Source organism: Streptomyces globisporus (assembly GCF_003501885.1).
Classification (GTDB): Bacteria; Actinomycetota; Actinomycetes; order Streptomycetales; family Streptomycetaceae; genus Streptomyces; species Streptomyces globisporus_D.
Map to the genome: position 1 here is coordinate 1 of NZ_QWFA01000319.1, position 10,400 is coordinate 10,400.

The 10,400-nt window shown below is 72.8% G+C and carries 12 protein-coding genes and 1 pseudogene; 1 reads left to right on the forward strand and 12 read right to left on the reverse strand.

Going from position 1 to position 10,400, the window contains the following annotated elements; all coding sequences use genetic code 11:
- Positions 1-353 (reverse strand): DUF2267 domain-containing protein (locus D3105_RS32790; RefSeq protein WP_133305741.1); only part of this gene is annotated, 353 nt, incomplete at its 3' end.
- A 79-nt stretch (positions 354-432) separates the two neighbouring features.
- Positions 433-864: an Hsp20/alpha crystallin family protein gene (locus D3105_RS32795; RefSeq protein WP_118906471.1), complete on the reverse strand. Its 432-nt coding sequence runs from the start codon at positions 862-864 to the stop codon at positions 433-435.
- A 138-nt stretch (positions 865-1,002) separates the two neighbouring features.
- Here D3105_RS32795 and D3105_RS32800 point away from each other — a divergent pair, with 138 nt between their 5' ends.
- Positions 1,003-1,686 carry an HSP18 transcriptional regulator gene (locus tag D3105_RS32800; RefSeq protein ID WP_118906472.1) on the forward strand — a complete coding sequence of 228 codons (684 nt, stop codon included), beginning with the start codon at positions 1,003-1,005 and terminating at the stop codon, positions 1,684-1,686.
- A gap of 51 nt (positions 1,687-1,737) precedes the next feature.
- Here D3105_RS32800 and D3105_RS32805 read toward each other — a convergent pair whose 3' ends face one another.
- From D3105_RS32805 to D3105_RS34835, 10 genes and pseudogenes are all read right to left on the reverse strand, one after another.
- Positions 1,738-2,523: an SAM-dependent methyltransferase gene (locus D3105_RS32805; protein WP_118906473.1), complete on the reverse strand. Its 786-nt coding sequence runs from the start codon at positions 2,521-2,523 to the stop codon at positions 1,738-1,740.
- Between the two features lie 129 nt (positions 2,524-2,652).
- Positions 2,653-2,808, reverse strand: coding sequence for a hypothetical protein (locus D3105_RS34830; protein ID WP_165891131.1), 156 nt, complete (start codon positions 2,806-2,808; stop codon positions 2,653-2,655).
- Between the two features lie 94 nt (positions 2,809-2,902).
- Complete coding sequence (locus tag D3105_RS32810; RefSeq protein ID WP_118906474.1) at positions 2,903-3,856, reverse strand: 5'-nucleotidase; 954 nt, start codon at positions 3,854-3,856, stop codon at positions 2,903-2,905.
- 65 nt (positions 3,857-3,921) lie between these two features.
- On the reverse strand, positions 3,922-4,482 hold the full coding sequence (locus tag D3105_RS35620) for a lanthionine synthetase LanC family protein (protein WP_338104033.1): 561 nt from the start codon (positions 4,480-4,482) through the stop codon (positions 3,922-3,924).
- Positions 4,428-4,631 (reverse strand): annotated as a pseudogene (locus D3105_RS35820) (lanthionine synthetase C family protein); the annotation flags it as partial. The pseudogene D3105_RS35820 and the gene D3105_RS35620, both read right to left, overlap by 55 nt.
- Positions 4,556-5,014 carry a hypothetical protein gene (locus D3105_RS35625; protein WP_240647109.1) on the reverse strand — a complete coding sequence of 153 codons (459 nt, stop codon included), beginning with the start codon at positions 5,012-5,014 and terminating at the stop codon, positions 4,556-4,558. The pseudogene D3105_RS35820 and the gene D3105_RS35625, both read right to left, overlap by 76 nt.
- The gene (locus D3105_RS32820; protein ID WP_118906475.1) at positions 4,986-6,197 is read right to left on the reverse strand and encodes a JmjC domain-containing protein; all 1,212 of its coding nucleotides are present in this window, start codon (positions 6,195-6,197) and stop codon (positions 4,986-4,988) included. Before D3105_RS32820 ends, D3105_RS35625 begins: the two co-directional genes overlap by 29 nt.
- Positions 6,194-7,444: a hypothetical protein gene (locus D3105_RS32825; RefSeq protein WP_118906476.1), complete on the reverse strand. Its 1,251-nt coding sequence runs from the start codon at positions 7,442-7,444 to the stop codon at positions 6,194-6,196. Before D3105_RS32825 ends, D3105_RS32820 begins: the two co-directional genes overlap by 4 nt.
- Positions 7,441-9,891, reverse strand: coding sequence for a DUF4135 domain-containing protein (locus D3105_RS32830; RefSeq protein WP_165891132.1), 2,451 nt, complete (start codon positions 9,889-9,891; stop codon positions 7,441-7,443). Before D3105_RS32830 ends, D3105_RS32825 begins: the two co-directional genes overlap by 4 nt.
- Positions 9,892-9,978: 87 nt before the next feature.
- Entirely contained in the window at positions 9,979-10,146 is a 168-nt protein-coding gene (locus D3105_RS34835; protein ID WP_007449166.1) for a hypothetical protein, read from the reverse strand.
- Between the last annotated feature and the right edge of the window lie 254 nt (positions 10,147-10,400).

Here is a 10,400-nt window from a genome sequence, read left to right on the forward strand (position 1 = left end):
CCGAAGAGCAAGTCATACCCGGGCGGCAGTTGAAGCAGGATCCGCCGGGTGAGATCCTCGCCCGCCGCCTCGGCGGCGACGCTGAGGACGGCTCCGACGTCCCACCGGGCCGTCTGTTCGCCGGCTCCCTCGATCCAGGCCGCGGTGGCGCGCACGAACCGTTCCGGGGAGAGCGGTTCGACGGCCTGGAGCGGATTCAGCAGGATCAGGGCCATGGTCTCCGGGAGCCGGGCGGCCAGTTCGGCCCGCTCCCCGCCCACCAGGTGGGCGCCGAGGAGGGCCAGGACGACGCGCGCGGCGCGTTCGGCCTCCCCGTGCGTCTCGTACTCTCCGCGTTCCTGGACCCGGTCCAGGAACGCTTCCCACCTGGACCCGGGGGAGAGTAAGGGGAGATCCGTCCCGGCCCCCGCCGCTGTAGCGGGCCGACCCGGGTCAGCCCTTGATCTGCTTGCGCCGGGGCTGCCCGCCGATGGCGATCTTGCGGGGCTTGGCGCGCTCGGCGATCGGGATGCGCAGGGTCAGCACACCCGCGTCGTAGTCGGCGTCGATGCGCTCGGTGTCGAGCGTGTCCGCGAGGACGATCTGGCGGGAGAAGACGCCCAGCGGACGCTCGGAGAGCTCCATCTGCACGTCGTCGGCGTTCACCGCCGGCCGTCGTTCGGCCTTGACGGTCAGCATGTTCCGCTCGACGTCGATGTCGATCGCGTCCGGCGAGACGCCGGGAAGATCGAAGGCCACCACGTACTCGTCGCCCTCCCGGTACGCGTCCATCGGCATCGCCGAGGGGCGCGACCAGGTGCCGGGGCGCAGGAGTTGCTCGGTGATCCGGTCGAGTTCACGGAAGGGGTCGGTACGCATCAGCATGACGGAAACACCTCCAGTCAATCGGGCGGACAGCCCGCGCTTTTCACCTGACACCGTTGTAACATGTCATCCATTCGATGACAACTAGCCGTGTCACCGAAAGGATGACCACATCGTCGAGTGCAGCAAGGAGCCACCGTGACCACACCGGCCCACCCCGAACCGCCCCACCGGCCCACCCCGGACGCCGTCTCCTTCCTTGCCGCGTGGGCGGCCCTCCAGACCATCGACGAGGCCGTCCGCGACGCGCACGGCCGCGCCGGGGACGGCGCCTCCAGCCCGCCAACGGTCACGGAGCGGGCCCAGGCCCTGGCCTCGCTCCAGCTGTTGCGCGAGGTGCGGGAGCAGCTCGCGGGCTGGGAGACCGGCCTCATCGAAACGGCCCGCGCGGCGGGGGCGAGCTGGGCCGACCTCGCCGACCCGCTGGGCGTCGCGAGCCGCCAGGCCGCCGAACGGCGCTATCTGCGCCTGCGACCCGGCTCCGAAGGCTCCACCGGGGAACAGCGGGTCCGGGCGACCCGGGACCGCCGGGCGGGAGACCGGTCGATCACCACGTGGGCCCGGCAGAACGCGGCGGATCTGCGGTCGCTCGCCGGGCGGATCACGGCGCTGACCGATCTTCCCGCCGCGGCAGACCCCTCACTGGACCGGCTCCGGAAGGCGCTCGGCGCCGACGACGCCGCCGCCCTGGTCACCCCGCTCACCGCGCTCCACCCCCATCTCGCTCCGGATCACGGCAAGTTGGCGGACCGCGTGGACGCACTGACGCAGCACACCGGTCGGCTGCGCGAGGACACGGCTGCCCGCCGGCGCGGCGACTGACGGCATGCAGGCGAGCCCGGGCGCACGCACCCGGGCCCGCCTGCCGTACGGCTAGGGCTTGCGGGCGACGAGGCCCCACTGGTCGACCGGCACCGCGTCGTCCTCCTCGGGCCGCCATCGGTCGATCGGGACGAAGCCCGGCTCGACCAGCTCCAGGCCCTCGGCGCAGCCGGTGATCTCCTCCGGCTCCCGCACGAGATAGGGCGGGTTGTCGCCCGACGCGTACGCCTCCTGCGCCGCAAGCGTCTGCGGGGTCTTCACCGTGTCGCAGAGCACCAGGAAGCTTCCCGACGGCATCCGGGCCAGATATCGCTGGACGACCTCGATGCCCTCGGCCGGAACGAGGTGCCCGAGGGTCGAGAGCAGGAGCACGGCGACGGGCTCGGACAGGTCGAGGGTCTTCGCCGCCTCGTCCACCACGGCGTCCGTCGCGGAGAGGTCGGCGTCCACATAGGCCGTGCGCCCCTCGGGCGCGCTGGTCAGGAGCGCCTCCGCGTGCGCGAGGACGATCGGGTCGTTGTCGACGTAGACGATCCGGGACTCCGGCGCGATGCTCTGCGCCACCTCATGGGTGCTGTTCGCCACCGGCAGCCCGGTGCCGACGTCCAGGAACTGGCGTACCCCCAGCGAGGCGAGATGGCGGATCGCGCGGATCTGGAAGGCGCGGGAGGCACGGGCGATGTCGACCATCTGCGGGTAGGCCGCGCTCACCACCTCGGCCAGCTCCCGGTCCACCGGGTAGTGGTCCTTGCCGCCCAGCCACGCGTTCCAGACGCGCGCCGAGTGGGGAATGTCGGACCGGATGCTGCGGCGGAACTCGTCGTCGTCGACGCTCATGGCTCTCCTCTACCCGCTTGCCGTACCTGGCGGTTGACCGGACGCACGCCGACCGGCCCCCCGCTGGCGACCGTACCCCGCGCCCCGGCACCACGCAGCGGACGCGCGAGCAGGCAGCCGGGCGGGCGCTCAGAAGATCCGGCCCACGAGGCCGAAGACCCAGCTGATCAGCACCGCGAGCAGGATGAAGAACCCGACGGTGATGACGCCGCACCACGACCAGCCGCCTCCGGTGTCCAGCCCCTGGTCGTCCCGACCACCCAGCTCCCCGTCGAACAGATCCATGGTCCGCCCCTCCCCCGTGCCCGGAACCCCCCGGTTTCGCAGGGATGTACTTTCGCACGTCCGCCGCCGCCCGGACCAGCCGCGGCGTACGCGCTCAGGCGTCCAGGACCGCGATGGCCGCCGGCTCATTGAGCTTCCCGAACGGTACGTGCACGCTCGGGGTGGTCCGCGAGGTGCTGGCCAGGTGGCCCTGCTGGTCGTCGAAGAAGATGTGCGGCTTCAGGATGCCCATGATCCGGCCCTTGTCGATGCCGCCGAGGAAGAACGCGTCGTTGACGGTCACACCCCACCCCTTGAGGCTCTGCACCGCACGCTCGTGCGCGGGCGCGTTGCGTGCCGTGACGATGGAGACGTGCAGGCGGATCCGGTAGTCGGGGTCCTTCCGGCGTTCCTGCTCCTCCCGCTGCTGGATCCGGTTCACGTTCGCCAGGAAGTCCCGCAGCGGCCCGGCGTCGTGCGGGACGGCGGCGTTCGCGACCTCGTGGGCCCGGAACTTCTCGATCCCGCCCTCCTGGAACACCTGCTCCGAGGCGTCCGTGGCGAGGACCCCGTCGAAGTCGAAGGAGATCCGCAGGTCGTGGTCGTCCGCGTCGTCCTCGTAGGGAGCGCCGAGGACATGCCCCGCGGGCAGTCCGGCGGCGACCGCCTCCCGGACGTCCCCCGCGTGCGCCGACAGGAACAGGGACATGTTGAAGGCGGGCATGAACCGGTGGGGCGAGCGGCCCTGCGTGAAGACGGCCCGGCTGATGGGCAGGTGGTGGCTCTCTATGGAGCGCATGACCCGCAGCCCGGTGTCGGGGTCGTTGCGGGACAGGACGATGACCTCGACCAGCGGGTCGTTCACCTCGCCGAGGTCGTTCAGCGACAGCAGCCGGCGGATGAAGGGGAACGCGGCGCCCGGACGGAGCGGGTCGCCCACGTGCTTCTCCTGGTAGGCGCGGTAGCTCTCCTCGCCCTGCTCCTGGAAGACGGCGTCCGACTCGGTCAGGTCGAACAGAGCGCTGGACGCGATCCCGATGACCAGCCGGTCGGCGAGTTCGTAGTGCACGGGCGATTCCTCCGGTCGGGGCCTGACGGGGTGGCCCCTACTATCGCACCGGCGTACGGCCGCGCTCAGCTCAGCATCAGGGCGCTGTCCCAGGAGGTGACCGGTGCACGGCCGGTGGCGTACGTGTGCAGGGCCAGGGCGATGCCCGCAGCCCCCTCCAGGAAGCCGGGGCGGTCGAGTGGGCGCTTCGCGAGCGCGTGGGCGTAGCGGAAGCCGAACGGCGACGCAGGGTCGAATCCGTCCAGCACACGGGCCCCCAAGCGGTCGGCGGTGGCGTGGAGTTCCGGGTCCTCGGTCTCCTCGGCGGTGCGCAGCACGATCTGTAGGAGGCCGGCCCAGCCGTGGCACAGCGCGGAGTCACGGATCGACGCGTCGCTCGCCACCGCCAGCGCCCCGCGCAGCGCCGCCTCCGCGTCTGCTCGCCAGTCCGGCCGGTCCAGGGCGGTTCCGGCGAGGTGGACGGCGCGGGCCGCACCGGCCGCTCCGTAGCACCCGGACCCCTGCCCGCCCGGACCCCTGCCCGCCAGGCTAGGGCGAGGAGGGCCAGCGGGCCGGGGACACCGTGGGCGAGGCCGAGATTGACGTGCTCGGGGAGCCCGTGGTCCAGCCCGTCGGTGACCCACCACGCGGGCAACCGGGAGCCTTGCCGGTTGATGTCGTCGGCGGTGGCCACGGCCACGAGGGAGGTGAGCACCTCGGTCAGCGCGGCCCCGGCCGCCTGCCGCGCCTCCTGCCCCTCGGCCGCCAGGTGGCGGGCCAGCAGATAGCGGCCGATCCCGGCTGTTCCGGCGAGGACGTCGTAGCGGCTCCACGCTCCGGCGGGATCCCCGGCGCGGGTCCGCTCCAGGTCGGCGCGGGCGCGGGTGCGGACCCGGTGACGGCCAACTCGGCGTACAGCAGGGCGACTCCGGGGTGTCCGTCGGAGAGCTGGAGCGGGTCCCACACGGGTTGGGGGTCGCCCGGGTAGTGCATGAGGTTGTCCGGCACACCCGCGATCCGGGCCACCCGCTCGGGGTCGGCCAGCCGGTCCGCGACCTCGGCGACGACGCGGACAGCGGCCTCCCGGTGCGCCGGCTCGCGGCAGTTCCCGGCGGCGGCCTCCCGGCCGGCCTGCTCGCGGGGCGAGCGGTCAGTGGGCGTCGACGCGGATGACGGCACGGAAGCTCTCCAGTTCCTCCAGCAGGCGGCGGACCTCGGCGCGGCCGGGCTCGGGCAGTTCGCCGATCCGTACCACCTCCCCGGCGTCCAGTCGGCGCAGCACCGCGAGGGCTTCGGCGGTGGTCGCGTCCGAGGTGACGTGGCCGCCGGTGGCCCAGCGGCGCGGGGCCTCGCCGGGTGCGGGCAGCAGCGGGGCACAGCCGCGTACGGGGGTGTCGTCGTCGAGGGGGCGGGGCGCGGCGGGCGGTTCGGTCGGCCAGAAGCCGCCCGCCGTCCGGACCCGCAGGGCGAGCTCGGTGGCCCGGTCGGCGAACCGGTCCTCGTCCAGGCGGGCCGCGAAGGCGTCCACCGCGTCGGCGAGGGCCGTGGGCAGTTCGGCGGCGAGGCGGCCGCCCGGGGCGGTGTCCGGGGTGAACAGCGGGGCGGACGCGGCGGGCCGGGTGCCCCGGAACAGGTCCTTGATCTCGTAGTAGGGCCGGTGCTCGCGGCGCGGGATGCCCACGTTGACGCTGGTCGCCGGGGCGTCCCCGGTGCTCTCCCCCACGTGGTAGTAGGGCGAGGGCCAGTAGAGCAGGTCGCCCGGTTCGACCTCGGCGACGAACGAGGAGGCCAGGTAGGGCTGGTAGTCCAGCACCGTGTGCACCGGGTCCGACCACGGCCGCTCGGCCCAGAACCGCATCCGCTTGGTGCCGCGTACGCAGAACAGGAAGGTGGCGAAGCGGTCCTGGTGCACGCCGACCGGGCTGTGTTCGTAGGAGCCGTGGAACATCGTTGAGCCCGCGCTGTGCGTGGGCTGGCCGACCCGCTCCCACAGTCCGGCGTAGAACCGCTGCGCGCGGTCCCACAGCGGGTGGGAGAAGGAGTGGAAGCGGTGGACGACGAGGGCGTAGCGCTGTCCGCCCAGCCGGTCGGCCATGCGCTGTTCGTAGCCGTCGAACGATCCGTCGGACAGTTCGGGCAGATAGTCGTGGGGCCGGGTCTGCTGCCGTCGCCGTACGAGGAACTGAAGGTTGCCCGGTACGGCGAGCGGGTGGGGCGGGCGGCTGCCGAGCACGGCGGCCCGGAACACTTCGGACGCGGCGAACGGGACGGCGTCGACGGCCTTGTAGAGCACGGGCTGCCGGTCCCAGAACCGCTCGGTGAAGGTGTCCCAGTCGAAGGACTTCTCGACGGTCAGCGTCATCGTGTCCCCTCCTCGGCCAGATCGATGCCGCGCAGCCGGTACAGCTTGTCGAGCAGCGCGAGCACCGTCGCCGCGTTCCGGTCGTCGTCGCCCGCGGCCAGCGCGCGGCAGACCTCGTCGGCCCCGGTCTCCTCTCCGTCGCCGAGTGCGGCGTACACCCGGTCGCCTGCCGCTCGCGGCAGAGTGAAGACGTTCCCCTCCACCGCCCAGACCTCGTGCGCGGGCCCGTCGGGCATCCGGACGACCTCGCCGGTGCGGCGGAAGCGGGTGGACCGGGTGATGGTGACGCCCTCGCGGGGCACCGGGATCGGTTCGAGGCCGGCGGCGGAGCGCAGCGCGGCCCACCGGATCCGCAGGGTCCTGCGCAGGTGTTCGCCGTCCACGACCGTGCGCAGGTCGTTCCCGAGGCCGGTCAGCCGGGGCAGCACCCCGTCCGGGTCGTCGATGCCGGTTCCGGGGCCGAACGGGAAGTACGGCACGGTCTCGTCGTTGCCCTGCCCGGCGTGCACCAGGTCCGCGAGCAGGTCCCGCAGAGCGGTGAACGGCAGGGTCCGGTCGACGGGGATCCGCAGGCGCAGGGCGACGCACCGGTCCCGGTAGGTGTCCACGTGCCGCTGGTCGCCGGGCCAGTACAGCAGTTCCCCGGCCCCCGCGCTCAGGGTACGGTCGGCGATGTCCGGGGGCGGGGGCCCGCCGCGCTCGTCCCACAGCCGTACGTCCATCCGGCCGCCCAGCACCCAGGTCAGCGCCGCGTGGGTCGGTGCCTCGGTCGCGCCGACGTGCTGGGTGAACCGGTCGCCGGTCAGCACCTCGGCGACGACGGGGAGGTTGGGCCAGCCGACCTGCCGCCACAGCCCGCTGACCGTGTCCCGTACGGCGGACCACAGGGCGTGGTCCAGGAGGAGCGGCTGGCGCACGGTCAGCAGGTAGCCCTGGCGTCCGCTGTCGGCGTCGAGCCGGTCGAGGTAGGCGTCCAGGCTCGGATCGGTGGCGTCCGGCAGGAGGGTCCCCGGGGCGCGCAGCCAGCCGTCGCCGACGAGGAACCGGACGTCGGGCATGACCCAGAACCGGGTGCCGGCACGGAAGGGTGCGCACGAGGCCACGTTCAGGGGGTGGACCGCGTCGAGGCCGAACGGCGGCCGTGCGTGCAGCCGGACGGGCCGCCGCTCCCAGTGGCGCTGCCCGAACAGCTCCCAGTCGACACCGTCGGGCGGCGTCCGCCGTGTTTCGGGGGCGAGGGTGCTCATGTCGCTTCCCTTCCGGCCGGGGCCCGCCCGGCGCCCCCCAGGGGGAAGCGCCGCCGGATCCGGTCCGTGTGATCGGCCAGGGGTTCCATGCCCAGCGCGGCGCGCCGCCGGTCGACCTGCTCCGGCTCCTCGATGGGCCAGGGCACCAGCTCGCCCGCGACGGGCTCGAACTTGGTCCCGTAGACCTGCGGGCGTCCTTCGTCGACGCGCAGTTCGTCGGTGAGATAGGCGACTTCACGCCACGGAAGATCGCGGCGCTCCGCCGCGTCCCGCATCAGCTCCAGGCAGTGCCGCCGGAAGTCGAGGTGTTCCCTGGCGTGTTGTACGAGGCGGCTCGCGGCGGCGGCGGCCTCCGCGCCGACGAGGGCGTGTCCCGGCCATCCGTGGTCGGCCACGACCGTGGTGAGCCAGGCGATTCCGGCGTCGGTCAGTTCCCGCAGGCGGCGTTCCGCGCTCCCGTCGCGCATGCCGCCGTCGGCCCACGGCGTCCGGATCGTGCCGTCGAGCCGGTCCAGCCGCAGCAGTCTGCGTCGGATCTCCCCGGCGGGCGCGGGCTCGACGGGGGCCTCAGGCGCGTCGGCCGGGTCGATGCTCAGCCGCACCTTCTGCCGGTCCCAGAGGTAGGTGATCCGCCGTCCGGCCTCCGGCCAGTCGAAGGAGACCCGTCCCTCGGAGGGGCTCTGCAGATGCAGCCGTACGCCGAGCGAGGCGTCGGTGACGACGTGGTCGGTCACATCGTCGAAGACATGCTCCACGGCGTCCCGCAGGGCCACCCCGAGACCGGCGAGGGTGAGGTTCTCTCCCGCCAGCAGGTGGGGCAGCGGGGGCCAGCCGCCCTCGGGTTCCGGCCGGGCCGCGACCCGGGACGTGGCGAACGGTCCGGGCGGGGGTTCGACGCTGAGCACCGGGCCGCCCTCCAGCGAGCGGACGAAGTAGGGCACGTCCATGCGCCGCAGCTGATCGGTCTCGGGCCGGTCGAAGTGGACGTCGGGTTCGGCGGGGCGGGGTGCGGCCCCGCCCCCGGACAGCCAGCGGGGCACGAGCGCGTCGAAGTACCGGAACGTGGGCTGCCGCAGGACCCTGACGTAGTGGCCGGCGGTGGCGGTCGCCAGGAAGTCCCGGATGGCGGGCCGTTGCCGGCACATCAGGGTCCACGCGTCGAACATGCCGCGCAGCATGGCCGGGAGGTAGGGCCCGTAGCCGGTCCGCCCGTCGGTGTCGGCGACGACGTTCCTGGTCTCGTCCCGGGCGAAGGAGACCCGGCGGCGGTGCAGGCTCAGCGCGCCCGTCGGCCGAGCGCTCCAGACCACGGGCGGGCCCTCCGCGCTGCACCAGCGGGCGGTGCGTTCCAGGCCGACGTGGTGCTGGTCGATCTCGGCGGTCGCGTCGTGCAGGAGGCCGGTGTCGTAGAGGCGCGGGACCCGGCAGAAGTAGATCTCCAGGTCGATCGGGTGGAGCAGCGGCTCCGGGTCGCCGGGTCTGCTCCCGGTGACCACGTTGCCGCCGATCATGTCGGTGATCCCGAAGGCGAACATGGCGGCGGTCAGCGAACCGGTCCGGTGCCAGAACCGCCCCGACTCCGCCGGGGTCAGCCGGGTACCGGTCAGCTCCCACGGCCCGGATGTACGGATCGGCCCCCACTGTGCGGGCGGTTCGATCCACTCCTGCCAGAGGTAGCCGGGCTCGGCCCCGGGCCAGCAGGACAGCACGGGGAGCCGGATCCCGCCGGAGGCGGCGGGCGCCTGGTTGAGCAGGTCGAACAGCGAGGCGGGCGAAGCTGTCGCACCGGTTCCGGCGGCCTGGGTGAACAGCAGCTCACCGGAGGCCGGACGGGGCTTGTAGGCGATCCGGCCGCCGCCCGCGCAGTCGAGACGCAGGACGCGCTGGCGTCCGTTGTGGGTCTCCTCGCCGTGGGTCCAGAGTCCGACGACCGGTCCCCGGAATGCCGATTCGTCGGGCCAGCAGGTCCCCATGTCCCGCAGCAACCGGTCGAGGAAGAGTGTCAGGAATTCTTCGCAGCGCACCGCCCACTCGGCCACCCGGTCGCGGGCGTAGTGCGGTCTCCCGGCAGCGCAGGCGACGAATGCCTCGGATACCACGGGGCCGAATATGTCGGCGTTCGTGATGTCGAGTATTTCGGGAGAAACAACGGACGAATAGCGCTCCCGGGAATGGGCGCACCAGCCGTCGAGCCGCTCCCACAGCTCCAGCAGCGGCGCGAACCGCCGGTCGCGGAGGGCGTGTTCGATCATCCGCGCATCGCTCTCGCCGCCGAGCAGCCGGTCGACCGCGACGGTCCCTTCGGGGCCTGCGGCGACCACGGGCGGGAACATTCCACCGACCTCGCCCTTGCGGGCGGCGTCGACCATCCGCCGTGCCACTGGCGGTAGTTGGGGAGTTTCGTCCCGGTCAGCGCCCGCTCCGGAGGCCTCGCCCGGGGCGCGCATCTCCCAGAGCGCCCGGGCATCCAGGGGGGAATCCGGCACAGCAGGGGGAATCCGGCACAGGACCAGGCCGACGCCACCCGACACGCATCAACAGCAGTAGACGCCCGCGCACGTACCACAGGCGGTGCCGCTGCCCGAGTTCGTCGGAGAGGCGAGCGGCGGAATTTCCTGTTCCAGATCGCCGATCACCAGATCGAATACCTCATCGGCGTTCCGGTCCGTTCCGCTCTGGACCTTTTCCTCAACTGCCTGCATGAATATCCTCCTCCCGTACTGGCCAATTGATCCGCCACTCAGTAGAACAATGCGGCATGCACCTGTCAACGATGCGGATGCGGGCGGGGCACCGGCGCGAGAGCTCTACTGGCCGGTAGACATCTATGCGACGCAGGTCACACTGCTCTACGGTCGGGGCACCGCCCCGGCCCCCACGTCGGTGAGCCGCCGACCGGGCCCCGGCATCCCGTCTCCCGCCCCAGGAGGTTCCATGCCACCCCCCACCGTCCGCC

Excerpts from the sequence above, each read along its gene's own strand:
- D3105_RS34835 (WP_007449166.1), bottom strand. The coding sequence starts at position 10,146 with ATGCAGGCAGTTGAGGAAAAGGTCCAGAGCGGAACGGACCGGAACGCC.
- D3105_RS32795 (WP_118906471.1), bottom strand. The coding sequence starts at position 864 with ATGCTGATGCGTACCGACCCCTTCCGTGAACTCGACCGGATCACCGAG.
- D3105_RS34830 (WP_165891131.1), bottom strand. The coding sequence starts at position 2,808 with ATGGATCTGTTCGACGGGGAGCTGGGTGGTCGGGACGACCAGGGGCTG.
- D3105_RS32820 (WP_118906475.1), bottom strand. The coding sequence starts at position 6,197 with ATGACGCTGACCGTCGAGAAGTCCTTCGACTGGGACACCTTCACCGAG.
- D3105_RS32805 (WP_118906473.1), bottom strand. The coding sequence starts at position 2,523 with ATGAGCGTCGACGACGACGAGTTCCGCCGCAGCATCCGGTCCGACATT.
- D3105_RS32825 (WP_118906476.1), bottom strand. The coding sequence starts at position 7,444 with ATGAGCACCCTCGCCCCCGAAACACGGCGGACGCCGCCCGACGGTGTC.
- D3105_RS32830 (WP_165891132.1), bottom strand. The coding sequence starts at position 9,891 with ATGCGCGCCCCGGGCGAGGCCTCCGGAGCGGGCGCTGACCGGGACGAA.